Source organism: Polaromonas sp. P1_H6, assembly GCF_056405195.1.
This window is the reverse complement of sequence record NZ_JBFUCN010000018.1, coordinates 25,612-49,999: the sequence shown is the minus strand read 5'-3', so window position 1 is coordinate 49,999 and position 24,388 is coordinate 25,612. Positions and strand designations below refer to the sequence as shown.

Annotated in this window: 23 protein-coding genes; 17 read left to right on the top strand and 6 right to left on the bottom strand. The window is 66.1% G+C overall.

The genetic code is table 11. From position 1 onward, the window contains the following. Nucleotides 1-5 precede the first annotated feature (5 nt). Complete coding sequence (locus AC1D1F_RS16670) at nt 6-389, top strand: response regulator (protein ID WP_477654330.1); 384 nt, start codon at nt 6-8, stop codon at nt 387-389. A gap of 247 nt (nt 390-636) precedes the next feature. Here AC1D1F_RS16670 and AC1D1F_RS16665 read toward each other — a convergent pair whose 3' ends face one another. Then, entirely contained in the window at nt 637-1,503 is an 867-nt protein-coding gene (locus AC1D1F_RS16665) for an exodeoxyribonuclease III (protein ID WP_477696716.1), read from the bottom strand. A gap of 10 nt (nt 1,504-1,513) precedes the next feature. On the opposite strand from AC1D1F_RS16665, the gene pyrE reads away from it, so the two are divergent. Continuing rightward, nucleotides 1,514-2,266: an orotate phosphoribosyltransferase gene (pyrE, locus tag AC1D1F_RS16660; RefSeq protein WP_477696717.1), complete on the top strand. Its 753-nt coding sequence runs from the start codon at nt 1,514-1,516 to the stop codon at nt 2,264-2,266. 42 nt (nt 2,267-2,308) lie between these two features. Beyond that, nucleotides 2,309-2,932: a DUF4124 domain-containing protein gene (locus AC1D1F_RS16655; RefSeq protein ID WP_477675012.1), complete on the top strand. Its 624-nt coding sequence runs from the start codon at nt 2,309-2,311 to the stop codon at nt 2,930-2,932. A gap of 36 nt (nt 2,933-2,968) precedes the next feature. Here the strand turns inward: AC1D1F_RS16655 and gatB are convergent, their stop codons facing one another. The 3 genes from gatB to gatC are packed head-to-tail and all read right to left on the bottom strand — an operon-like array spanning nt 2,969 to nt 6,286. Beyond that, the gene (gene gatB, locus AC1D1F_RS16650) at nt 2,969-4,429 is read right to left on the bottom strand and encodes an Asp-tRNA(Asn)/Glu-tRNA(Gln) amidotransferase subunit GatB (RefSeq protein WP_477696726.1); all 1,461 of its coding nucleotides are present in this window, start codon (nt 4,427-4,429) and stop codon (nt 2,969-2,971) included. A 49-nt stretch (nt 4,430-4,478) separates the two neighbouring features. Continuing rightward, nucleotides 4,479-5,990 carry an Asp-tRNA(Asn)/Glu-tRNA(Gln) amidotransferase subunit GatA gene (gene gatA, locus AC1D1F_RS16645; RefSeq protein ID WP_477696718.1) on the bottom strand — a complete coding sequence of 504 codons (1,512 nt, stop codon included), beginning with the start codon at nt 5,988-5,990 and terminating at the stop codon, nt 4,479-4,481. Then, the gene (gene gatC / locus AC1D1F_RS16640; protein WP_477674971.1) at nt 5,987-6,286 is read right to left on the bottom strand and encodes an Asp-tRNA(Asn)/Glu-tRNA(Gln) amidotransferase subunit GatC; all 300 of its coding nucleotides are present in this window, start codon (nt 6,284-6,286) and stop codon (nt 5,987-5,989) included. Before gatC ends, gatA begins: the two co-directional genes overlap by 4 nt. A gap of 283 nt (nt 6,287-6,569) precedes the next feature. Here gatC and AC1D1F_RS16635 point away from each other — a divergent pair, with 283 nt between their 5' ends. The 6 genes from AC1D1F_RS16635 to AC1D1F_RS16610 all read left to right on the top strand — a co-directional run bounded on the left by AC1D1F_RS16635 (nt 6,570) and on the right by AC1D1F_RS16610 (nt 13,772). Further along, complete coding sequence (locus AC1D1F_RS16635; RefSeq protein ID WP_007872262.1) at nt 6,570-7,613, top strand: rod shape-determining protein; 1,044 nt, start codon at nt 6,570-6,572, stop codon at nt 7,611-7,613. 61 nt (nt 7,614-7,674) lie between these two features. Next, the gene (mreC, locus tag AC1D1F_RS16630) at nt 7,675-8,598 is read left to right on the top strand and encodes a rod shape-determining protein MreC (RefSeq protein WP_477654324.1); all 924 of its coding nucleotides are present in this window, start codon (nt 7,675-7,677) and stop codon (nt 8,596-8,598) included. Beyond that, on the top strand, nt 8,595-9,113 hold the full coding sequence (mreD, locus tag AC1D1F_RS16625; RefSeq protein ID WP_436155764.1) for a rod shape-determining protein MreD: 519 nt from the start codon (nt 8,595-8,597) through the stop codon (nt 9,111-9,113). The genes mreC and mreD overlap by 4 nt, the downstream gene beginning before the upstream one ends. Before the next feature lie 190 nt (nt 9,114-9,303). Further along, nucleotides 9,304-11,370, top strand: a complete 2,067-nt coding sequence (gene mrdA, locus AC1D1F_RS16620; protein WP_477696719.1) for a penicillin-binding protein 2 — start codon at nt 9,304-9,306, stop codon at nt 11,368-11,370. Nucleotides 11,371-11,787: 417 nt separating this feature from the next. After that, nucleotides 11,788-13,281, top strand: coding sequence for an ammonium transporter (locus AC1D1F_RS16615; RefSeq protein ID WP_477674969.1), 1,494 nt, complete (start codon nt 11,788-11,790; stop codon nt 13,279-13,281). Nucleotides 13,282-13,313: 32 nt separating this feature from the next. Then, nucleotides 13,314-13,772: a hypothetical protein gene (locus AC1D1F_RS16610; RefSeq protein ID WP_477674968.1), complete on the top strand. Its 459-nt coding sequence runs from the start codon at nt 13,314-13,316 to the stop codon at nt 13,770-13,772. 10 nt (nt 13,773-13,782) lie between these two features. Here AC1D1F_RS16610 and AC1D1F_RS16605 read toward each other — a convergent pair whose 3' ends face one another. After that, complete coding sequence (locus AC1D1F_RS16605; RefSeq protein WP_477674967.1) at nt 13,783-14,175, bottom strand: hypothetical protein; 393 nt, start codon at nt 14,173-14,175, stop codon at nt 13,783-13,785. Nucleotides 14,176-14,319: 144 nt separating this feature from the next. On the opposite strand from AC1D1F_RS16605, the gene AC1D1F_RS16600 reads away from it, so the two are divergent. The 8 genes from AC1D1F_RS16600 (at nt 14,320) to AC1D1F_RS16565 (ending at nt 22,300) form a co-directional block, all read left to right on the top strand. Next, nucleotides 14,320-15,168, top strand: coding sequence for a phosphate/phosphite/phosphonate ABC transporter substrate-binding protein (locus AC1D1F_RS16600; protein ID WP_477700779.1), 849 nt, complete (start codon nt 14,320-14,322; stop codon nt 15,166-15,168). Nucleotides 15,169-15,396: 228 nt separating this feature from the next. After that, the gene (locus AC1D1F_RS16595; RefSeq protein ID WP_477674965.1) at nt 15,397-16,170 is read left to right on the top strand and encodes a crotonase/enoyl-CoA hydratase family protein; all 774 of its coding nucleotides are present in this window, start codon (nt 15,397-15,399) and stop codon (nt 16,168-16,170) included. Between the two features lie 93 nt (nt 16,171-16,263). Then, nucleotides 16,264-18,123 (top strand): feruloyl-CoA synthase, encoded by a 1,860-nt coding sequence (locus tag AC1D1F_RS16590; protein ID WP_477674964.1) that lies wholly within the window; start codon nt 16,264-16,266, stop codon nt 18,121-18,123. Between the two features lie 34 nt (nt 18,124-18,157). Further along, nucleotides 18,158-19,408 carry a thiolase family protein gene (locus AC1D1F_RS16585; RefSeq protein ID WP_477674963.1) on the top strand — a complete coding sequence of 417 codons (1,251 nt, stop codon included), beginning with the start codon at nt 18,158-18,160 and terminating at the stop codon, nt 19,406-19,408. Nucleotides 19,409-19,438: 30 nt separating this feature from the next. Further along, complete coding sequence (locus AC1D1F_RS16580) at nt 19,439-20,224, top strand: SDR family NAD(P)-dependent oxidoreductase (RefSeq protein WP_477674962.1); 786 nt, start codon at nt 19,439-19,441, stop codon at nt 20,222-20,224. Between the two features lie 5 nt (nt 20,225-20,229). After that, nucleotides 20,230-20,649, top strand: a complete 420-nt coding sequence (locus tag AC1D1F_RS16575) for an acyl-CoA thioesterase (RefSeq protein WP_477674961.1) — start codon at nt 20,230-20,232, stop codon at nt 20,647-20,649. A 96-nt stretch (nt 20,650-20,745) separates the two neighbouring features. Beyond that, complete coding sequence (locus tag AC1D1F_RS16570) at nt 20,746-21,732, top strand: Bug family tripartite tricarboxylate transporter substrate binding protein (protein WP_477674960.1); 987 nt, start codon at nt 20,746-20,748, stop codon at nt 21,730-21,732. Between the two features lie 109 nt (nt 21,733-21,841). After that, complete coding sequence (locus AC1D1F_RS16565) at nt 21,842-22,300, top strand: MarR family winged helix-turn-helix transcriptional regulator (protein ID WP_477696724.1); 459 nt, start codon at nt 21,842-21,844, stop codon at nt 22,298-22,300. Nucleotides 22,301-22,328: 28 nt separating this feature from the next. Here the strand turns inward: AC1D1F_RS16565 and AC1D1F_RS16560 are convergent, their stop codons facing one another. Further along, on the bottom strand, nt 22,329-24,062 hold the full coding sequence (locus tag AC1D1F_RS16560; protein ID WP_477674958.1) for a GMC family oxidoreductase: 1,734 nt from the start codon (nt 24,060-24,062) through the stop codon (nt 22,329-22,331). Between the last annotated feature and the right edge of the window lie 326 nt (nt 24,063-24,388).

The window sequence follows — 24,388 nt, the reverse complement described above, 5'->3', positions numbered from 1 at the left end:
CCATCATGACCACACCACTGAACCGCATCCTCTATGTTGAAGACGAGCCCGATATCCGCATGGTGGCGCAGATGGCGCTGCAAGCCGTGGGCGGCTTCACCGTGATTGCCTGCGCCTCCGGCCAGGAAGCGCTGGACGCCGCGCCGGGCGCCGGCGCCGACCTGCTGCTGCTGGACGTCATGATGCCCGGCATGGACGGGCCGACAACGCTCAAGGGCCTGCGCCAGCTGCCGGCCACCGCCGACACCCCGGTGATCTTCATGACCGCCAAGGTGCAGGCCGCCGAGGTGGCGGTGTACAAGGGGCTGGGCGCGCTGGAAGTGATTCCCAAGCCCTTCGACCCGATGGAGTTGTCCACGCAGATCCAGCGGATCTGGGCACAGAGATAAAGCCCCCACGCTGGATGTGGCCCCCACGGTCGCGCACTTCGTGTCGCTTCCTGCCCCCCGAGGGGGCCGCCCGCCTGTGGCCCGGCAAAGCCGGTTCCACGGCTCATGCTGGCTTGAAGAATTCTGTGGGTGGGACTAGCGACGGAGGCTTTCCACCAGCAGGGGCCGCGGGACTGGCTTTGCCAGACCGCAGGCGCCGCCCCCTAGAAGGGGGGAGCAGACTACACGCAGTGAGTCTGAACGGGGGTCAGAGCTTGAATTCGTAGTCCACGCTCATGGGCGCGTGGTCGGAAAAGCGCTGGTCTTTGTAGATGTGTTCGCTGCGGGCCAGTGCCGCGAAGGCCGGGGTGGCCAGGTGGTAGTCCAGGCGCCAGCCCACGTTCTTTGCGTAGGCCTGGCCGCGGTTGCTCCACCAGGTGTAGGCCGCGTCGGTCGCCGTGGGCTGCAGCTTGCGGTAGACGTCGACCATGCCGCCGCCTCTGACCGAGGGTCCGGTGCGTTCCGTCAGCTCATCGGCCGCTTCATTGGCGAGTTCCGCGTCGCGCAGCAATTCGGTCATCCAGGCCCGCTCTTCGGGCAGGAAGCCGCTGTTCTTCCGGTTGCCCTTGAAATTTTTGAGGTCGATTTCCTGGTGCGCGATGTTGACGTCGCCGCACAGCACGAAGTCGCGCGTTTCCTTCAGGGCCAGCAGGCGCGGGTAGAACTCGGCCAGGAAGCGGAACTTGGCGGCCTGGCGCTCCTCGCCCGAGGAGCCGCTGGGAAAGTAGCAGCTGATGATGGAGAGCTTGGGGCTTTGCTTGCGCCCGGGCCGGTCGAAGCGCAGCTCCACGTAGCGCCCTTCGGCGTCGAATTCGGTCGAGCCGTAGCCCACGATCACGTCGCTGGGTTCATGGCGCGTATAGACGCCCACGCCGGAGTAGCCTTTTTTCTCGGCGAAATGAAAGTGCCCCTTGAGGCCGGCGATTTCCTCGAAGCGCCCGCTCATGTCGGCTGCCTGGGCCTTGAGCTCCTGCACGCAAATACAATCCGGCATGGACTGCAAAACCCAGTCCTGCAGGCCTTTGCTGGCCGCGGAGCGGATACCGTTGAGGTTGAGGCTGGTCAATTTAAACATGGGACTTCCAATGAGCACGGCAGGGCAACAACAGGACAACAGGGACGGGGCAGTTTCCGCGGACGGCGCGCTGGCACAGGAATTCGTGCAGTTCGCCGTGGAGGCGGGGGTGCTGCGCTTCGGGCAATTCAAGACCAAGGCCGGGCGCATGAGCCCGTATTTTTTCAACGCCGGCCTGTTCGACGACGGCGCCAAGCTGGGACGGCTGGCGCAATTCTATGCGCGCCACCTGCTGGCCGAGGAAAAGCGCACGGGCCTGGCTTTCGACATGATTTTCGGGCCGGCCTACAAGGGCATTCCACTGGCCGCGGCGGTGGCCATCGAACTCGCGCGGCTGGGGCGCAACTACCCGTTCGCCTACAACCGCAAGGAAGCCAAGGACCACGGCGAAGGCGGTACGCTGGTCGGCGCGCCCGTCAAGGGCCGCGTGCTCATCATTGACGACGTGATGTCCGCAGGCACGGCGGCGCGCGAGTCGATCGCCATCATCCAGGCCGCGGGCGCCGTTCCCCACGCGGTGGCGCTGGCCCTGGACCGCCAGGAGAAGGCCACGGAAAACGGCGTGGATGTGAGCCATAGTGCCGTGCAATATGTTACGAAACATCTGGGCTTGCAGGTTTGCGCGATTGCGCGGCTGACCGACTTGCTGCAATATCTCTCCACACAAGGCGACACGCCGGGGGCCAACGGGGCCGATGCGATGTCGCTGAAAACGCACTACCAAGCCGTGCTGGCCTATCGGGACCGCTACGGCGTGGGTTAAGGAGTCGATTTGCTCTTGCGAACAGCACTTACGGTCATTGCGATGTCGGCCGCGTTCGCGGCGAACCATGCCGCGGCCCAGAACATCTACACCTGTGTCGACGGCAAAGGACGCAAGCTCACGGCCGACCGTCCCATCGCCGAGTGCACGGACCGCACCCAGCAGGAACTGAACCGCTCAGGTACGGTCAGGCGCGTGGTGGGCCCTTCGCTGACCGCGCAGGAACGCGCGGTGCAGGAAGAAAAGGACAAGCTCGCCGCCGAAGCGCGGGCCCGCGAGGCCGAGGACAAGCGCCGGGACCGCGCCCTGCTGCTGCGTTACCCCACTCGTGCCGTGCACGACCAGGAGCGCGTCACCGCGCTGGCCCAGGTCGACGAAGTCATCAAGGCTTCCAACAAGCGGACGGCGGAACTGGCCGAGCAGCGCAAAGCCATCCAGGCCGAATTCGAGTTCTACGCAAAAGACCCCGGCAAGGCCCCGCCTTCGCTCAAGCGCAAGCTCGAGGAAAACGACCACAGCTCGGCTGTCCAGAAAAAATTCATTCAGGACCAGGAACAGGAAAAAAAGCGCGTGAACCAGCGCTTTGACGAAGAACTGGTCAAGCTCAAGCAGGTGTGGGCCATGAGAGAAGCCCCTACGGGCTCGGCGCCCACAGCCAAAAACTGAGCGGCCGGGCGGGCCGCCCGGCTTTATCTCAAACCATCAGCCCAGTTTTTTCTTCAGCAACTCGTTGACCTGCGCCGGGTTGGCCTTGCCCTTGGTGGCTTTCATGGCCTGGCCGACCAGCGCGTTCATGGCCTTGGTATTGCCGCCGCGCACCTCTTCGACGTTTTTGGCGTTGGCGGCCAGCACGTCGTCGATGATCTTCTCAAGCTCGCCGGTGTCGCTCATCTGCTTGAGGCCCTTGGCCTCGATGACGGCGTCTACGTCCGTGCCTTCGCCCGTCCACAGTGCGTCGAACACCTGCTTCGCAGCGTTGTTGGAGATCGTGCCGTCGGCGATGCGGCCTATCAGTGCGGCCAACTGACCAGCGCTGACGGTCGACGCCTCGATCGATTTTTCCTCGATGTTCAGGCGCCGCGACAGCTCGCCCATGACCCAGTTGCTGGCCAGCTTGGCTTGCTGGCTGGCCTCGGCCACGGCTTCAAAAAATGCGGCGGTCGCCTTGCTTTGCGTGAGCTGGCCGGCGTCGTATTCGGACAGCCCGTAGTCCTTGACGAAACGCGCCGCCATCACGCGCGGCAGCTCGGACATTTCCGAACGTGTTTTTTCCACCCAGTCGCGCGCGATCACCAGCGGCGGCAAATCGGGGTCGGGGAAATAGCGGTAGTCGGCCGCGTCTTCCTTGGTGCGCATGCTGCGCGTTTCGCCGGTATCCGGGTCGAACAGCACGGTGGCCTGCTGGATGGCGTGGCCGTCCTCCAACTGCGCGATCTGCCAGCGTACCTCGTAGTCGATGGCCTGCTGCATGAAGCGAAAGCTGTTCAGGTTCTTGATTTCGCGGCGCGTGCCCAGTGGCTCGCCCGGCTTGCGCACCGAGACGTTGGCGTCGCAGCGGAAGCTGCCTTCCTGCATGTTGCCGTCGCAAATACCGATCCAGGTGACGATCTTGTGCAGTTCTTTGGCATAGGCCACGGCCTCGGCCGTGGAGCGCATGTCGGGCTCGGTCACGATCTCCAGCAGCGGCGTGCCGGCGCGGTTCAGGTCTATGCCGCTCATGCCGATGAAGTCCTCGTGCAGCGACTTGCCGGCGTCTTCCTCGAGGTGGGCGCGCACCAGGCGCACCGAGCGTTTTTCGCCGTCGAGGAAAAACTCGACGACACCGCCTTGCACCACGGGGATTTCAAACTGGCTGATCTGGTAGCCCTTGGGCAGGTCGGGGTAGAAGTAGTTCTTGCGCGCGAACACGCTGTGTTCGGCGATGTGCGCGTTGACAGCCAGGCCGAACTCGATGGCGCGCTGCACCGCGCCCTTGTTCATCACCGGCAGCGCGCCGGGCAGGGCGAAGTCCACGGCGGAGGCCTGCGTGTTCGGCTCGGCGCCGAAGGCGGTGGAGGCGCGGCTGAAGATTTTCGATTGTGTGGTGAGCTGCGTGTGGGTCTCAAAGCCGATGATGACTTCGTAGCCCTGCACCAGCGGCCCGGTGGGGCGGCCGGCCTGCATTTCGGCGAAGGGGTTGACGGTGGGTTGGGTCTGGCTCATGTCAAATCACTTAAAGGCTTGGGGGCTGGCGCAGGTGCCAGTCGGTCGCGAGCTGGAACTGGTGGGCCGCGCCCAGCAGCTGCGCTTCCTTGAAGTAGTTGCCGATCAACTGCAGGCCCACGGGCATGCCGCCGGCGCCGAATCCCGCCGGCACGCTCATGCCGGGCAGGCCGGCGAGGCTGGACGACAGGGTGTAGATGTCGGCCAGGTAGTTGGCCACCGGGTCGTCGGATTTTTCACCGATCTTCCAGGCGACGGTGGGGGACACCGGGCCGGCGATGATGTCGCACTGCGTGAAGGCGGTCTGGAAATCCTGCGCGATCAGGCGGCGAATTTTCTGCGCCTTGAGGTAGTAGGCGTCGTAGTAGCCGTGCGACAGCACATAGGTGCCGATCATGATGCGGCGCGTGGCCTCGTCGCCGAAGCCTTCGCTGCGCGACTTTTTGTACATGTCGTCGAGGTTGGTGTAGTGCGCTGCGCGGTGTCCGTAGCGCACGCCGTCAAAGCGGCTCAGGTTGCTGCTGGCCTCGGCCGGCGCGATGACGTAGTACACCGGGATCGACAGCTCGGTCAGCGGCAGGCTCACGTCCACCAGCGTGGCGCCCAGCTTTTCATACTCGGCCAGCGCGCCGCGCACGGCGGCCAGCACGTCGGGTGCGCAGCCGGCGCCGAAGAACTGCGTGGGCAGGCCTATGCGCAGGCCCTTGAGCGGCTTGTCGCCGGCGGCGGCGGGGCGCGCGGCGAGCAGGTCCGCCGCGTAGTCGGCGGCGGGCAGGTCCAGCGAGGTCGAATCGCGGTCCGGGTCTGGCCCGGCCATGGCCGACAGCAGCAGCGCGCAATCAAGCGCGCTGCGCGCCATCGGGCCGGCCTGGTCCAGGCTGGAGGCGAAGGCCACCATGCCGTAGCGCGAGCAGCGGCCGTAAGTGGGTTTGATGCCGGTGATGCCGGTCAACGAGGCCGGCTGGCGTATCGAGCCGCCGGTGTCGGTGCCGGTGGCGGTGGGCACCAGGCGCGCGGCGACAGCGGCGGCCGAGCCGCCCGAGGAGCCGCCGGGAATGCGGCTCGTGTCCCAGGGGTTTTTCACCGGCTTGTAGGCGCTGTTGTCATTGCCCGAACCCATGGCGAATTCGTCGCAGTTGAGCTTGCCCAGTGTGACCATGCCGGCGCCCTGCGGCCCCAGCTTGCCCACCACCGTGGCGTCAAACGGGCTGCGGTAGTTTTCCAGGATTTTCGAGCCGGCCGTCGTCGGGAAATCGCGCGTGACGAACACGTCCTTGTGCGCCAGCGGCACGCCCAGCAGCGGCGTGCGTTCGCCGGCGGCCAGGCGCGCATCGGCGGCCCTGGCCTGCGCCAGCGAGACGTCCGCGTCGGTGGCCAGGAAGGCGCCCAGGTTTTCGTGCTGGACGCGAGCCAGGAAGTGCTGCGTGGCTTCAACGCTGGAGACTTCGCGCGCGGCCAGTTTCGCGGCCAGCTGCGCGACGCTCAGGTCGTGCAGGGCGGTGTTTTTCAGGGGGCTGCTCATTCGATCACCTTGGGCACGAGGAACAGGCCCATTTCCACGGCGGGCGCGCTCACCTGGCTGGCCTCGCGCTGGTTGGGTTCGCTGGCGATGTCCTCGCGCAGGCGCAGGGCGACTTCGCCGATCACGGCGGCTGGATGGGCCAATGGCTCCACCCCGTCGGTATTGATGGCGTTCATCTGCTCAACCAGGGCGAAAAAGCCGTTGAGTTGGGCCAGGGTGTGCTCGGTTTCGTCGGGACGCAATTCCAGCCGCGCCAGGTTGGCGACGCGGGCGATGTCTTGGGGTGTCAATGCCATGGGGTAGAGATGAAGGAAATACGGGAGAAAATAAACCAGAAAACAGGGGCTGAAACGAGGTGTAAAGCTCAAAAAACGGGCTTGCTAAAGCTATTGATCTATAGGGGATGCGTTATTATCCCGCCTTTGGTGTGAAATCAGGGTTGGATGCGGGCTTTAGGTGCTTTTTAGGTGCCAGAAGCAGATTTCAGAGCGCCTCTGGCCCAACTTCCCCATAATTGCTGATCAATAAAAAGGCGATGGAGCAACGAAGTTCGCTCATGCCCCAACTGGACCCCTGCATATGTTTGAAGCATTCCGTCGGTATTTTTCCACCGACCTGGCCATTGACCTTGGCACCGCCAACACCCTGATTTTCGTACGCGACCGAGGCATTGTGCTCGATGAGCCCTCCGTCGTCGCCATCCGCCACGAAGGCGGCCCCCAAGGCAAGAAGACCATCCAGGCTGTCGGCCATGAAGCCAAGGCCATGCTCGGCAAGGTGCCCGGCAACATCGAAGCCATCCGGCCGATGAAGGACGGCGTGATCGCCGACTTCACCGTGACCGAGCAGATGCTCAAGCAGTTCATCAAGATGGTGCACCCGCGCAGCCTGCTCAAGCCCAGCCCGCGCATCATCATCTGCGTGCCCTGCGGCTCCACCCAGGTCGAGCGCCGCGCGATTCGCGAAAGCGCCTTGGGCGCCGGCGCCAGCGACGTCTACCTGATTGAAGAACCCATGGCCGCGGCCATCGGCGCCGGCCTGCCGGTGTCGGAAGCCAGCGGCTCCATGGTCGTCGACATCGGCGGCGGCACCACCGAAGTCGGCGTGATCTCGCTGGGCGGCATGGTCTACAAGGGCAGCGTGCGCGTCGGCGGTGACCGCTTCGACGAAGCCATCATCAACTACATCCGCCGCAACTACGGCATGCTGATCGGCGAGCCGACGGCCGAGGCCATCAAGAAAAGCATCGGCTCGGCCTTCCCCGGCTCCGAAGTCAAGGAAATGGAAGTCAAGGGCCGCAACCTCTCCGAAGGCGTGCCGCGCAGCTTCACGATCTCCAGCAACGAAATCCTCGAAGCCCTGACCGACCCGCTTAACAACATCGTCAGCGCCGTGAAGAACGCGCTGGAGCAGACCCCTCCCGAACTGGGCGCGGACATCGCCGAGCGCGGCATGATGCTGACCGGCGGCGGCGCCTTGCTGCGCGACCTGGACCGCCTGCTGGCCGAGGAAACCGGCCTGCCTGTGCTGGTGGCCGAAGACCCGCTGACCTGCGTCGTGCGCGGTTGCGGGATCGCGCTGGAGCGCATGGATCGCCTGGGTTCCATCTTCACTTCGGAATAAGCGCAACGCCGTATCTCATGCCGCGCGCCGGCATGGAGCGGGGCCAGCTTGACAGCGAACCATGCCCTTAGGAACCCTTGACAGATCCCCGCCGCCCTTTTTCAAGCAGGGGCCGTCGGCGCTGTCCAAGCTGATGTTCTTCAGCGCCTTGTCGTTGTTCCTGATGGTCGCTGACACCCGTTTTCGCATCACCCAGCCGGTGCGCGCCGTGCTGGCCACCGCGCTGTACCCGGTGCAATGGCTGGCGCTGCAGCCGGTGCGCGCCGTCCGCGGCAGCGGCGAGTACTTCACCACCCTGAACCAGGCCAAAACCGCCAGCGACGAAGCCGGCAAGAAGCTGGCGCTTCAGTCGCTTCGCGCCGGCCAGGTAGAGCAGCTCCTCCAGGAAAACAACCGCTTGCGCAAGCTGCTGGGCCTGCGCGAGCAGCTCAACACACCGGTCATGGCCGCCGAGGTGCTGTATGACGCGGCCGACCCTTACACCCGAAAAGTGATCATCGACAAGGGTATGGCGCAGGGTGTGGACCTGGGCTCGCCGGTGCTGGACGAGTCCGGCGTGCTGGGGCAGGTCACGCGCGTGCACCCCCTGGTCAGCGAAGTCACCCTGCTGGTGGACCGCGACCTGGCCATTCCCGTACTCAACGTGCGCACCGGCGCGCGCAGCGTGGCCTATGGCGACCCCACCGTCTCCGGCAGCGGCCTGGAGTTGCGTTTCATGGGCAGCAACTCGGACGTGCAGCAGGGCGACCTGCTGACCACCAGCGGCGTGGACGGCGTCTACCCGGCCGGCCTGCCGGTGGCCAAGATCAGCCGCATCGAGCGGCGCGCCGAGTCGGCTTTCGCCAAGATTTTCTGCACGCCGCAAGCGCTGGTGACCGGCGCGCGGCACGTCATGGTGGTCAAGCCCGGCACGGGCCTGATCCCGCCGCGGCCCGAGCCCGACGCGCCTGAAGCCGCGCCCAAGAAGAAAGGGGCCGCTAAATGATCATGCGCTCCGGCCAGCAGCTGCTGCTGCCCGCCAACCCGGTGTTCATCTGGTGCAGCCTGATCGCGGCGCTGCTGCTGGACATGCTGCCCCTGGGCCGCGTGCCCTGGATGCCCGACTTCCTGGCGCTGGTGCTGGTGTTCTGGAACGTGCACCAGCCGCTGCGCGTGGGCATAGGCGTGGCCTTCATGTTCGGCCTGGGCATGGATGTGCACCAGTCCTCGCTGCTGGGCCAGCACGCGCTGTCGTATACGGCACTGAGCTTTTTCGCCACCATGATCCACCGCCGGCTGCTCTGGTTCACCGTGCCTTCGCAAGCCCTGCAGGTGCTGCCGCTGTTCGCCATGGCACACGGCGTGGAGCTCGTGATCCGCATGATAGGCGGCGGAATTTTCCCCGGATGGGTCATGCTGCTGGCGCCCTTGATCGAGGCGCTGCTGTGGCCCGTCGTGAGCGTGCTGCTGCTGGTGCCGCAGCGGCGAGCGCCTGACCCTGATCAGAACAGACCGCTGTAGATGTGGGCCCCCACGCTTTTCACTTCGTGTAATGCGCTGCCCCCCGAGGGGGCCGCTGCGCCTGCGGTCTGGCAAAGCCAGTCCCGCGGCCCCTGTTGGCCTGGGCGGCTCGCTTCGCATCGCCTTTGCTTTTCCGGGGGTAACCGCGCGTCTTGCGGGCACTTTGTGGCGGTTGTAGAGTCGGACCACCATGACTGAGTTGCGCAACGTTGAAGCCGACCTGTCGCGCTTTCGCGCGCGGGTGCTGGTGGCCAGCCTGGTGGTGTTGTGCGCGTTTGCCTTGCTGGCGGCGCGGCTGGTGTACCTGCAGGTGTACCGCCATGCCGACCTGAACGAACAGGCCGAGAGCAACCGCACGGCCATCGTGCCCATCGTGCCGAATCGCGGCCTGATCCTGGACCGCAACGGCATCGTGCTGGCGACCAACTATTCGGCCTACACGCTGGAGATCACGCCGTCCAAGGTCGCGAACCTCGAGGAAACCATTGCCGCGCTGGAAAAGGTGGTCGATATCCAGCTGCGCGACAAGCGGCGCTTCAAGCGCCTGCGCGAGGAGTCCAAGAATTTCGAGTCACTGCCCATACGCACCCGGCTGACGGACGAGGAAGTGGCGCGTTTCGCGGCGCAGCGCTTTCGCTTTCCTGGCGTCGACATCAAGGCCAGGCTGTTCCGCAGCTATCCCTACGGCGAACTCGGCAGCCATGTGGTCGGCTACATAGGCCGCATCAATCAGGCCGAGAAGGAAAACATCGAGGGCAGCGACGACGAGGGCAACTACCGCGGCACCGACTACATCGGCAAGCTCGGTGTCGAGCAAAGCTTCGAGCAGCAGCTGCACGGCACCACCGGCGTCGAACAGGTGGAGACCTCGGCCGGCGGGCGCGCGGTGCGCAAGCTGGCCAGCAACCCGGCCACGCCAGGCAACACGGTGATGCTGTCGCTCGATATCCGCCTGCAGAAGCTGGTGGAAGACATGTTCGGCGACCGGCGCGGCGCGCTGGTGGCGCTGGACCCGAAAACCGGCGACGTCCTGGCTTTTGTGAGCAAGCCGACCTTCGATCCCAACCTCTTCGTCGACGGCATAGACACCGAGAGCTGGCAGGCGCTCAACGAGTCCATCGACAAGCCGCTGCTCAACCGCGCGCTGCGCGGCACCTACCCGCCGGGCTCGACCTACAAACCTTTCATGGCCATGGCCGCGCTGCAGACCGGCAAGCGCTCGCCGACCTTCATCGTCAACGACAACGCCTCCTGGACTTTCGGCGGCCACACCTTCCGCAGCCACGGCGACATCGCGTTGGGCGCGGTCGACATGTACCGGTCCATCGTCAAGTCCAGCAATGTGTATTACTACTCGCTGGCCAATGAGCTCGGCGTGGACGCCATGCACGACTTCATGAAGCCGCTGGGTTTCGGCCAGATCACGGGTATCGACATCAACGGCGAGGTGCGCGGCGTGCTGCCCAGCCAGGAATGGAAGCGCAAGGCCTACAAGCGGCCCGAGCAGCAAAGGTGGTATCCCGGTGAAACGATTTCCCTGGGCATAGGCCAGGGCTACAACACCTTCACCATGCTGCAGCTGGCGCAGGCCACGGCGGCGCTGGCCAACGGCGGCGTCAAGCACAAGCCGCGCCTGGTCATCGGCACGCAGGACCCGGTCACGCGGGTGATGCACCCGCTGCAGGCCAGCCCGCCCGAGGACCTGGGCTACAAGCCGGAGAACGTGGCCATCGTGCGCAAGGCGCTGGTCGGCGTCACGCAGGAGGGCACCTCGGCGCGGGTGTTTGCCGGCGCGGGTTACCTCTCGGGCGGCAAGACCGGCACCGCCCAGGCCGTGACCATAGGCCAGAAAGACAAGTACAACAGCGCCAAGATGGAAGAGCACCAGCGCGACCACGCGGTGTACATGGCCTTCGCGCCGGCCGAGGACCCGAAGATCGCGCTAGCCGTGATCGTGGAAAACGCCGGCTGGGGCGCCGGCGTGGCAGCGCCCATCGCGCGCCGGGTATTTGACTACGTGCTGCTGGGCCAGTACCCCAGCGAAGAAGACATGGTGGCGGTGCAAAAAGGCCTGGCCGCCGCTCCCGTCGGCAAGCCGCGCCAGGCGGCCGAGATGGCCAGCCTGCTTTCAGCCCCGACCTCCGGGCCCACCACCGCCGCCGCAGCGGCGGCCGCCAAGGCCAAGGCAGCGGCCATCGCCGAAGCGCTCAGCAAGCTGGTCCCGCCCATGGCTGCGGCCGGCATCAATCCCGACTGAACTCCCGGCTGCCGGGCACCCCGGAAAACGACAGGCATAAAAAAAGCGCTGGGGTTACCAGCGCTTTTTGCAGCAGGGCATCTTGTGGAATGCCTTGTTGCCTGTGTGTACTTCTAATGGCTCTCTCGTGTCTCCTCGGCTCCTCGCGTTGCGAGCAGCAAGGCTCGTCAGCAAGTCGTCCAATGTAGCCCGCGCACTGACATAGTGCATTGGGGGTTTCCCGCCCCCGGGATTTTGCGGATGGGCGGCTACGGTCCCTGGTGCGGCGTGCCATAGCATGGCGCCCGGCGTGCACCGCGTATACGCATTTGCACTGAAAACCGCCCAAATCTTCCCTATTAAGTGCTGGCATGAGTTATGCCTGCTGCCTTCTGACTGTTACCAATTGTTGGCTGGCTGCAAGAAAGGCGGGCATGTATGCACCTGAAGAGTGTTATGGCGTGGGGCTTGTCGATCTGGATGGGCATAGCCTGCCAGCAGGCCATGGCGCAGGCGCCTGCCGCGCCGGCTGCCGCTCCCTCGGTGGCGGCTTCCGGCGTGGTTACCGAAGTTCCGGTGCCCGTTGCCGCTCCCGCGCCACCGCCGGCGGCTCTCGCGGCAGCGGCTGCGGTTTCGGTTCCCGCCGCACCGGCATCCGCCCCGCCGCCCGCGCCCCTGACCCGCCCGGGCCTGGTGGGGGCGGAGACCCTCAGCGGCGCCGACACCGCCTGGATGATGACCTCTACCGCACTGGTGCTGCTCATGACGCTGCCGGGCATCGCCCTTTTTTACGGCGGCATGGTGCGCAAAAAGAGCGTGCTCAACGTCATGGCCTGCGTTGTCGCCATTTGTGCGGTGGTAAGCCTCCTGTGGTTCGCCGTGGGGTATTCGATCGCTTTCACCCCCGGCAGCAGTGCCTGGGGCCACTACTTCGGCGGCACCGAGCGCTTCTGGTTCGCCGGGCTGGATTACGTGAAGGACGCGCAGAAGGTCGCGGTCAGCCACGTCGCGCCCAACATCCCGGAATCGGTCTATGCGATGTTCCAGCTGACCTTCGCCATCATCACGGCGGCGCTGGTGGTCGGTTCCTTCGTCGAACGCATGCGCTTTTCCGCCATGCTGATCTTCATGTCGCTGTGGACGGTCGCTGTGTATGCCCCCATCGCCCACTGGGTCTGGGAGCCCAACGGCTGGCTGGCCCGCATGGGCGCGCTGGATTTCGCCGGCGGCTCCGTGGTGCACATCAATGCCGGCATCGCCGGGCTGGTCTGCGCCTACGTGCTCGGGCCGCGCCACGGCTACGGCCGCGAGCCCTTCACACCCTTCAACCTGGGCCTGACCATGGCCGGCGCCGGCATGCTGTGGGTGGGCTGGTTCGGCTTCAACGCCGGTTCCGCGGTGGCTTCCGACGGCCGGGCGGGCCTGGCCATGGCGGTCACGCACATCGCGGCCGCGGCCGGCGCGCTGTCGTGGATGGCGGCCGAGTGGGCGGTGCGCGGCCGGCCCTCGCTGCTGGGCCTGTGCTCGGGCCTGGTGGCCGGCCTGGTCGCGATCACGCCGGCGGCCGGTTTTGTCTCGCCGCGCGCGGCGCTGGTGTTCGGCGTGGCCGCGGGGCTGGCCTGCTACTGGGGCGCCACCGGCCTGAAGCGCCTGCTCAACGCCGACGACTCGCTGGACGTGTTCGGCGTGCACGGGGTGGGCGGTATCGTCGGCTCACTGCTCACGGGCGTGTTCGCCAGCAAGGCGATTTCGGGCGCGGAAGGCAGTGTGCTGACGCAGGCCATAGGCGCGGGCGCGGTCATGCTGTACAGCCTGTTCATGACGGCGCTGGCTTTGTGGGTCACCTCGCTGGTCGTCAGCCTGCGCGTCAGCGAGGCCTCGGAGAGCGACGGCCTGGACATCACCCAGCATGCCGAACGCCTTGGCACCTGATGTGCCGGCATTCACTTTGAAGGACACACACCATGCCTTCCAGCGAAAAAATCGCCATCGCCGCCCATCTCCACGTGTTGCTGCGCCGCAAGACCGGCCGGGTGACCGACACCGAGTGGATGGCCGGCAACCTTGAGTACGCGGCCGAGATCGCGCGCTTTGCGCGCGAGAAGGCGGCCGAAGAGGGGCACCCCGACCTGGCCGTCTGGGCCGACAGGCTCGAGGAAATCATGGCCGTGCCCGACCCCAAGCCGCGCCTGCCGCTGGTCCAGCTGGTGTCGGAGGCGGTGAAGGAGCGCGCCGCACCCGCCATGGCGCCGCCGCCCCAGCCGGACCGCCAGAGCGCGCGCTCGATAGACACCGAGGAAGAGGTCTACCCGGAGTCCGGTTTTATCGAATCCACCTTTGGCGCGATCTTCGGCGAAGAGGGTCAGCGCGAGCGCAGGCACCGCGACCCGAACGCGCCGCGCTATGTGAAGGGGCTGCGCTGAATCTGTCGGCTTATTGCGCCGGCCGAGCTTCCCGTGCGCGGTTCAGGCTGTGCGCCAGCATGTTGCGGGTGCGCGCGCGGATATTGGCGCTGGCCTCGTCCGCGAAGGCCGCCACATAGGGGTGGCCGGCGTTGTCCGCCAGGATGCTGCGCCGCACCTGCTCCAGGCCGGTGTCGCAGGCGGCCAGAGCCGTGTCAGCGAGCACAAAGACGGACCGGGCCGCATCGTCCTTCAGCGGCAGCAGGGCCTTGTCCGCGCAGCGCTGGTAGTCGTTGATGGCGGCTGCCACTGGCGCGCGGGCGATCGACAGCGGGTCATGGCTGGCCCTGGGCGCCGAGCTGCAGGCGGGCAGGGCCAGGAGCAGGGCGGTGATCAGCGGAAAGGATGAGGGAAGCGGCTTCATGCGCCGCATTGTGTCATCGGCGCATGAACCCAGGCGGCAGGTGCCACGCAGCAAGGATGTAAGGAAAATCGATTAAGGGTAAGCACAACTGGCCTGCTGCAAACGCAAGCCTTAGCATGCAACTCAATAACCAAGGGGGAGCTTATGGCGCGCACTGCAATGACATCCACGGCATTGACCTTGGCCTTGGCGGCAAGCCTGCTGGGATCCGGTCCCGCGCTAGCCCAGGCCCCGGCTCCGGCCCAGCAGCTGGTGCTGGGCATCAGCGAAGGCACTTCGGGCGGCCTGGACCATGCCCAAGTGATTGCCAAATACCAGGGCCTGGCCGAGGTGATAGGCCGGGCCATGAAAGCCAAGGTCAGCGTGGTGTTCGCGCGCGAATTCAAGCAGCTTGAAGAAGGCATGCAGACCGGCCGTTTCGACCTGGTGATGGCCCGCCCCAGCGACTACCCGGCGCGCGGCATGCGCGACTACGGCTACAGCTACATCGCCAGCACCAAGCCCGACGGGCAGTGCTTCATCATCGCCCCCAAGGGATCCGAGCTGAAGACCATCAACGACGTCAAGGGCAAGCGCATCGCCCTGCCCGAGCAGATCGCCTACATGTCCCGCTTTTGCGCCGCCGAACTGCGTGACAAGGGCATCCTGGTGGACAAGGAAAACGTGCAGTTCGTGCGCGAACAGGCCGCCGTCGGTTTCTACCTGGACAACAAGTTCGCCGACGTGGGCGGCGTGGCCTCTTATTCGGGCATCGCCAAGAAATGGGAAAAAGACGGCGGCCGCATCATCCACAAGAGCGTGGCGCAGCCTTACTTCCCGATGGTGGCCCATAAGCGCATCAAGCCCGAGCAGCTCAAGGCCATCCAGGAGGAGCTGCTGGCCCTGCCCGGCAGCGATGCCGGCAAGGACGTGCTCAAACGCATCGGCGTCGAACAGTTCGACACCACGTCGGAAGCCCGCATGCGCGAGCTGCTCAAGTGGCTGAACATTTAGCCTAGCCAGGTCCAGTTTCCGGCGCGGCACCCAGCTGCCGCTGCTGTCTTCCTGGCCCGGCACGGGCCGCCGCCTTCCCTCGTCAACACCCTGCACCGCGCGCCGGCGTCAGCCGTGCCGCTGGCCGAGCCCGCTCAAACCCTAGGGTTTTCACTGAAAAAAAGCGGCCTCGCTTCGTTGCATTAGTTATCATTCATAACCATAATCGACCTCACTGAAAATCTCCAAATGACCCAAAAACACCTCCAACTCGAAATGCGCGGCGACGTTGCCGTGATCCGCCTGGCGCGCCCCGCCAAACGCAATGCGCTGGGCGACGCCCAGGTGCTGGCCCTGCGCGACCTGTTTGAAAACCTGCCCGCCGGCGCCCGCGCCGCCGTGCTGCACGGCGAAGGAGACCACTTCTGCGCGGGGCTCGACCTGGGTGAACTCCAGGAGCGCGACGCCAGCCAGGGCCTGCACCACTCGCGCATGTGGCATGCCGCGCTGGACCGCCTGCAGTACGGGCCCGTGCCGGTGATTGCCGCGCTGCACGGCGCCGTGGTCGGCGGCGGCCTGGAGCTGGCGAGCGCCTGCCACATCCGGGTGGCCGACGAGAGCACTTTTTACGCGCTGCCCGAAGGCTCGCGCGGCATCTTTGTCGGTGGCGGCGGCGCGGTGCGCATTCCCCGGCTGATAGGCGCGGCGCGCATGACCGACATGATGCTGACCGGCCGCGTCTACAACGCCCAGGACGGCGAACGTGTAGGCCTGGCGCAGTACCTGGTGCCGCAGGGGCAGGCGTTCGACAAGGCGCTCGAACTGGCGACCCGCGTGGCGACCAATGCGCCCTTGACCAACTATGCCCTGATGCATGCCTTGCCGCGCATCGCGGAACAGCCCGCGGACCAAGGCTTCTTTACCGAAGCATTAATGGCGGCGATCGCGCAAAGCGCGCCCGAGGCCAAGGGCCGCGTGAGGGACTTCCTGGACGGCAAGGCCGCCAAGGTGAAAAAAGACTGAGCGGCACCGGTGGGCCCGCGTGAGGGTCCGGCGGGAAAGAGACGAAAAGCCAAAGAGCCGAAAAGACAAAGAGACAGAAGAGACAACACCATCATGAGCGCCCTCAAATTCCGCCCCCTGCGCTTTGGCGTGACCCGTGCCGTCCTGCGCGAAGGCGCACCCGGCGTCGGCTACCTGCGTGCCGACCAGGACCTGAAAGATTACCCCGCCCGCATCACCGACCGGCTGCGGCATTGGGCGCAGGCCGCACCCGAACGCAGCTTCATGGCGCGGCGCGAAAAACTCGCGGACGGCACGACGGGCGATTGGTGCCACCTCAGCTACGCCCAGGCCTGGGCGGCGGCCCGCAGCATCGCCCAGGGATTGCTGGACCGCGGCCTGAGCGCCGAGCGGCCCGTGGTGATACTTTCCGAAAACGGCCTGGAGCACGCGCAGCTGGCGTTGGGCTGCCTCATGGCCGGCGTGCCCTTTGTGCCGGTGTCGCCGCCGTATTCGCTGGTCAGCCAGGATTACGACAAGCTGCGCCATGTGCTCAAGACCGTGACGCCGGGCCTGGTGTTTGCTGCCGATGCCGAGCGTTATGCCAAGGCCATCCAGGCCGCGGTGGAGCCCGGCGTCGAGGTGGTGCTGGCCGCCGGGCAGATGGAGGGGCGCGCCAGCACGCGCTTTGCGGACCTGGCCGCGACACCGGCGACAGCCGCGGTGGAGCGCGCCATGCAGGCCACCGGGCCGGACACCATCGTGAAGTTCCTGTTCACCAGCGGATCGACCAAGATGCCCAAGGCGGTGATCAACACCCAGCGCATGTGGTGCGCCAACCAGCAGCAGATGGCGCAGTCCATGCCGGTGCTGCAGGAGGAGCCGCTGGTGCTGGTCGACTGGCTGCCGTGGAACCACACCTTCGGCGGCAACCACAACTTCGGCATGGTGCTGTTCCACGGCGGAACGCTTTACATCGACGACGGCAAGCCCACGCCGGCGCTGATGCACGAGACGCTGCGCAACCTGCGCGAGATCGCTCCCACGGTGTACTTCAACGTGCCGACCGGCTTTGAGGCCATCGCCCATGCCATGAAGACGGACGCGCAGCTGCGGCGCCAGCTGCTGTCGCGCGTGAAGATGTTTTTCTACGCGGGCGCCGCGCTGGCCCAGTCCGTCTGGGACAGCCTCTACGAGTCGCAGGAAAAGGAAATCGGGGAGCGCATTGTCATGGTGACCGGCCTGGGCATGACCGAGTCCGCGCCCTTTGCCATCTTCGTGACCAGCCCCGAGGTGAAGTCCGGTGACCTGGGCGTGCCCACGCCCGGCATGGAGCTCAAGCTGGTCGACATGCAGGGCAAGACCGAGGTGCGCTACAAGGGCCCCAACGTTTCCCCCGGCTACTGGCGCGCGCCGCAGGACACGGCGCAGGCCTTCGATGAAGACGGCTTCCTCTGCACCGGCGACGCCGTGAAGTGGATAGATGACGCGGACATCCACCGGGGCCTGAAGTTCGACGGCCGCATCGCCGAGGACTTCAAGCTCGCCACCGGAACCTTTGTCAGCGTCGGGCCCCTGCGCGCGAAGATCGTCGCCGCCGGTACGCCCTATGTGCAGGACGCGGTGCTCACCGGCATCAACCTCAAGGAGGTGGGCGCGCTGGTGTTCCCGACACAGGCCGTGCGCGCGCTGGCCGGGCTGCCGCCGGATGCGCCTTGGCGCCAGGTGCTCGACAGCGCGCCGGTGCTGGCGCATTTCCAGGAGGTGCTGGACCAGCTCGCCCTCTGTGCCACCGGCAGTGCCAGCTGCATCGCGCGCCTGCACCTGATGCATGAGCCGCCCTCTTTCGACAAGGGCGAGGTCACCGACAAAGGTTCCATCAACCAGCGCGCCGTCCTCACGCAGCGCGCGGCGCTGGTGGAAGCCTTGCACGGCGACACCGCCCATCCCGTCCTGAAACCACGCGCGCGCTGACACCCGACATACATATAGACACAGCAGGATTTGCATGCAGCACAAAGGATTTTTCTCTGCCTTCCAGGACGTCTGGATGCTCGACGGCGTAAGAACGCCCATGGTCGACTATTGCGGCGCCATCGGCCACGTGTCGCCCACCGACCTCGGCATCAAGGCCGCGCGCGCCGTGCTGCAGCGCTCGGGCGTCAGCGCCGGCCACATCGACTCGGTGATCGCCGGCAACATGGCCCCGGGCGACTTCGAACAATTCATGCTGCCGCGCCACATCGGCCTGTATGCCGGGGTGCCCGTGGAAGTGCCGGCCATCATGGTGCAGCGCATCTGCGGCACAGGCTTCGAGCTGTTCCGGCAGGCCGGCGAGCAGATCCAGAGCGGCGCGGCGAATGTGGCGCTGGTGGTCGGCGCCGAAAGCATGACGCGCAACCCGATCGCCGCCTTCGAGCACCGAACCGGCTTCAAGCTGGGCGCGCCGGTCGGCTTCAAGGACTTCATGTGGGAGGCTCTCAAGGATTCGGCCGCCGGCATCGACATGATCCAGACCGCGGAAAACCTTGCGAAGAAATACGGCATCACGCGTGAGGCGGTCGATGAATTTGCCTCCAGCTCGTTTGCGAAAGCGGTGGCGGCGCGGGAGGCGGGGTTTCACGCCGGTGAAATCGTGCCGGTGGTCACCGAGGCGTTTGAGCTTCCCGGCTATGCCGCGCGCGGCATACGCCTGCAGGGCAAGGCCACGGAAGTCGCGCAGGACACCCACGCGCGGCTGTCCCCCGTCGAGGTGCTGGCCAAACTCAGGGCGGTCCATGCCGGCGGGGTGCAGACCGGCGGCAACAGCGCTGCGCTGGTGGACGCGGCCGCGGCCGCCGTGGTGGCCTCCGGCGCCTACGTGAAAGCGCAGGGCGGCAAACCCCTCGCGCGCGTGGTGGCCGCCGCGGTGGTCGGTGTGCCGCCCGAGATCATGGGCATAGGCCCGGCCCCCGCGATCCGCCTGCTGCTGGAGCGCTGCGGCCTGACGCTGGACCAGGTCGGCCGTTTTGAAATCAACGAAGCCCAGGGCGCGCAGACGCTGGCGGTGGCCCGCGAGCTGGAACTGGACCTGGGCAAGCTCAATGTCAACGGCGGCGCCATCGCCATGGGCCATCCGCTGGCGGTCACCGGTGTGCGCCTCACCATCACCGTTGCGCGGGAAATGCGGCGGGCGGGCGTGCGCTACGGCATTGCCTCCGCCTGTGTGGGCGGCGGCCAGGGCATCGCGCTGCTGCTTGAAAACCCCGAGGCGGCGTGAGCCTGCCCCAACAGATTCCGGAACACTGACATGAACATTCAAGGACTCGCGGCATTGGTGACGGGCGGCGGCTCGGGGCTGGGCGAAGCTACCGCCCGGGAACTCGCGCGCCTGGGCGGCAAGGTCGCCGTGCTGGACATCAACTTGGCCAATGCGGAAAAGGTCGCCGAAAGCATACGCGCGGCCCATGGCGCCGACGCCGCACTGGCTTGCCACTGCGACATCACCGACAGCGCCAGCATGCAGGCCGCGCTGGACAAGGCTGCCGCCGCGCACGGCCCGGCGCGCATCCTGATGAACATCGCCGGCATCGGTTCGGCAAAACGTGTGGTGGCCAAAGACGGCAGCCCTGCGCCGCTGGAGGACTTTGCCAAGGTCATCACCATCAACCTGGTGGGCACCTACAACGCGAGCCGCCTGTTTGCAGCAGCCTGCGCCAAACTGCTCCCGCTGGAGGACGGCCAGCGTGGCGTCATGATGTTCACCGCGTCGGTCGCCGCCTTCGACGGCCAGGTCGGGCAGCAGGCTTATAGCGCCTCCAAGGCCGGGCTGGCCGGCATGACGCTGCCCATGGCGCGCGACCTCGCGCAGCACGGCATCCGCGTCTGCACGGTGGCGCCCGGCCTGTTCGCCACGCCCCTGATGGCGCAATTGCCCGAAGCCGTCCAGGCTTCGCTGGCCGCCAGCATTCCCTTTCCGCCGCGCCTGGGCAAGCCCGAAGAGTTCGCGCAACTGGCCGTGCATATTGTCAACAACGACCACCTGAACGGCGAAGTGATCCGCCTGGACGGTGCGCTGCGCATGGCGCCAAGGTGAGCCCCATGGAAAAAACCGTGGTCTATGAAGTGAAGGTCGCGTTCGGCGACTGCGATCCCGCGGGGATCGTGTTTTTCCCCAACTTCTCACGCTGGATGGACGCCGCCTCGCTGAATTTTTTCGCCGCATGCGGCGTGCCGCCCTGGCGGGAGCTGGTCAAGACCACCGGCATCGTCGGCACGCCCCTGCTGGAGATCAACACCCGCTTCAGCCAGCCCGCCACCTACGGCGAAACGCTGAGCATCCACACCAGCGTGCAGGAGTGGCGGGACAAGGTGTTTATCCAGAAACACGTGATCCGGCGCGGTGAGGACCTGATCTGCGAGGGCTTGGAAACCCGCGCCTTCTGCATACGCCATCCCGACAAACCGGACCGTATGAAGGCAATAGCCGTGCCCCCCGACATCCGCGGCCAATGCAGTTGAGCGGGCGCAGCTGACGCGCCCGGGGTGCACGGCCCCTGGTGCTTCTTGGATTTTGCTTTTCGACCCGTGGACTTAACTACTACAAGGAGACATCTCATGCAAACACGTCGTCATTTCGTACAGGGCGCCGCGGCGCTCTCGGCGGCCGCCCTCGCGCCTTTCCCGGCGCTGGCGCGGGCGCTCGAACAGGTCAAGATCCTCTACGGCTTTCCGGCCGGCAGCGCGGGCGACATCTGCGCGCGCCGTGTGGGCGACCGTTTCGGCGGCACCGCCTATTCCAAAAATAACGGCATCGTCGAAACCAAGACCGGCGCCGGCGGGCGTATCGCGCTGGAGTTGCTCAAGACGGCGCCGGCGGACGGCTCCGTGCTGGCGATGACGCCGTTCTCCTGCCTGTCGCTGTACCCGCACATCTACAAAAAGCTGTCCTACGACCCCTCGGATTTCGTCGCGGTGGGGACCGCCTCCATGATCCACCATGGGCTGGCCGTCGGGCCGCTGGTGCCGGCCTCGGTCAAGACCGTGCATGACTTTCTCGGCTGGGCCCGGGCCAACCCGAAGGATGCCAGCTACGGCTCGCCCGCCGCCGGGTCGACCCCGCACTTCATCGGCGCCTTGCTGGGCCTGAACAACCAGGTGGAGCTCAAGCACGTGCCCTACCGCGGCTCGGTGCCCGGCGTGACGGATGTGGTCGGCGGCCAGCTCGCCGCGATGGTCACGCCTCACGGCGATTTCATCCCCAACCACAAGGCCGGCAAGCTGCGCATCCTGGCCACCTCGGGAAAGCAGCGCTCGCCCTTCGTGCCTGAAGTGCCAACCTTCGCCGAGCAGGGTTTTGCCGACCTGACGGTGGAGGAGTGGTTCGGTTTCTACGCACCCGCGAAAACGCCCGCCGACATGGTGGCCGCGGCCAACGCCGCCATCAATGCCGCCATCCGCGACAAATCCGTCATCGATTCGCTCACGGTGGTCGGGCTGATTCCCTACGGCGGCACCGCGGACGACATGGCGTTCAGCCAGAAGCGCGAGTTTGATCGCTGGGGCCCGCTGATCAAAAAAGTCGGCTTCACCGCGGAATCCTGATACCCCGGCCCTGGCGGGCCGGTCCGGGCGGCATTGGCATAATCGGGGCTAGCCTGGCATCATGCCTGTGCAGCAGCGTTGCCAGATAACGAAAGCGCCCTGATCCCTTATGCCCGCGTCGCCCAAACCCGCTCCGGCGGTAGAGGAGGTTGATACCTCCTATCTCGAAACCTTGATGGGCTACAACGCCACGCGCGCCTCCCTCAAGGTCATTGAATTGTTCAGCAAGCGCATGGCGGTCTACGACCTCCGGCATGTGGATTTTTCGATCCTGTCCTTGATCACGCACAACCCCGGCATCACCTCGCGCCAGCTGTGCGGCGCGCTGAGCATCCTGCCGCCCAATCTCGTCGGGAAAATCGTCGCGCTGGAAAAGCGCGAGCTAGTGCACCGCAGGCCGCACCCGCAGGACGGCCGTGCCGTGGGGCTTTACCTGACCGATGCGGGCCAGGCCTTGATGCGCGAAGCGGAAGGCACCGCCGTCAGCCTTGAAACAGAAGCGACCCAGCGCCTGAGCCCGACGGAAAAGAAGACGCTGATGCGCCTTCTGCAAAAAATCTACCGCTGAAGCACATCGGGCCCCCGGCGGCCCTTGCTCAGATTCCGGCCTGGATCCAGGCCGCCGCTTTTTCCGCGATCATCAGCGTCGGCGAGTTGGTGTTGCCGCTGGTGATCAGCGGCATTACGCCGGCATCGACCACGCGCAGGCCGCGAATGCCGCGCACCTTGAGGTGCGAATCCACCACCGCCATCGGGTCGTCCTCTTTGCCCATCTTCGTCGTGCCCACCGGGTGGAAGATGGTGGTGGCGATATCGCCGGCCAGCCGCGTGAGTTCCTCGTCGGTCTGGAACTGCACGCCGGGTTTGTACTCCTCGGGCTGGTATTTGGCTAGCGCGCTCTGGCCCACGATGTTGCGCGTCACGCGCAGCGAATCGGCCGCCACCTTGCGGTCTTCCGCCGTGCTCAGGTAGTTGGGCGCAATCGCCGGCGCATCCTCGAAGCGGCCGCTCTTGATGTGCACCGTGCCCCGGCTGGTCGGGTTGAGGTTGCAGACACTGGCGGTGAAGGCGTTGAAACCGTGCAGCGGCTCGCCGAAAGCCTCGAGCGACAGCGGCTGCACGTGGTACTCGATGTTGGGATAGGGCTGGTCGGGTGAGCTGCGCGTGAACGCGCCCAGCTGCGAGGGCGCCATGCTCATAGGCCCGGTCTGGCGCAGTGCGTATTCCAGCCCGATGCGGGCCTTGCCCCAGAGCGTGTTGGCCATGGTGTTGAGCGACAGGCCCCAGCGCTTGTCCCCCTGCACCTTGTAGACCGAGCGGATCTGCAGGTGGTCCTGCAGGTTGGCGCCCACGCCGGGCAGGTCTTGCAGCACCGGGATGCCGTGCTGTTGCAGCAGGGCCGCCGGGCCTATGCCCGAGAGCTGCAGGATTTGCGGCGACCCTATGCTGCCCGCGCAGAGGATGACCTCACCCATGTGCCCTGAGTCGCGCGTCGAATGCGCGGTTACGCGCTCATCGCCCGCCCACACTTCAACGCCTGTGCAGCGCTGGCTGCCGTCCGGCTGCGGCGTGACCACCAGCTTGCAGACCTGGGCGTTGTTCCAGAGTTCAAAGTTGGGGCGTGCATAACAGGCGGGCCGCAAAAAGGCTTTGGCGGTGTTCCAGCGCCAGCCGTTCTTCTGGTTGACTTCAAAGTAGCCCACGCCTTCGTTGTCGCCGCGGTTGAAGTCGCTGGTGGCCGGTATGCCGGCCTGCTGCGCGGCTTCGGCGAATGCGTCCAGGATGTCCCAGCGCAGGCGCTGCTTTTCCACGCGCCACTCGCCGCCGGAGTTGTGATGGCGCAGCAGCTTCTGGTAGGGCTGGCTCTTGTCCTGCATCAGCTCGGGCGCCGTTCCGCGCGCGCCGTGCATCGCGTCGGCGCCCTTGTGGTGGTCTTCGTGCAGCTTGAAATGCGGCAGGGAGTTTTCCCAGCGCCAGGCCATGTCTCCGGTCAGCTGCGCCCACTGGTCGTAGTCGCGCGCCTGGCCGCGCATGTAGATCATGCCGTTGATGCTGGAGCAGCCGCCCAGGGTCTTGCCGCGCGGGTAGCGCAGCGCCCGGCCGTTGAGGCCGGCGTCGGGCTCGGTGTTGTAAAGCCAGTCGGTGCGCGGGTTGCCTATGCAGTACAGGTAGCCCACCGGGATGTGAATCCAGTGGTAGTCGTCCTTGCGGCCTGCCTCGATCAGCAGCACCCGCTTGGACGCGTCGGCACTCAGGCGGTTGGCCAGCAGGCAGCCCGCCGTGCCGGCGCCGATGATGATGTAGTCAAAAACCTGGCTTTCGTCTTGCATGGGTGTCTTGTCTCTTTGTTCTAGGCGGTGTTTTTCGCGGAAGCCGGGTTGGCGGCAGCGGCCGAAACACGCTGCGTGGCCCCATCCTGCCAGCCCAGCCTAACGCGGGGCTGACCGCCGCAGCATGGCCGATTGTGGCAAAAGCCGGGCAGCGGCGCGGAGGGGATTACCCGCTGCGGGCCGCCTTCCAGGTCGCTCCTTCCCCCGCTGGGGGAAGGTTGGGATGGGGGCCGGCGGCGCTTGATATCGCGCCGGAGGTGTTTTGAAGCCGCCAGCCCCCACCCCGCCCTCCCCCAGTGGGGGAGGGACCAAGAGCGCCGCGCAGA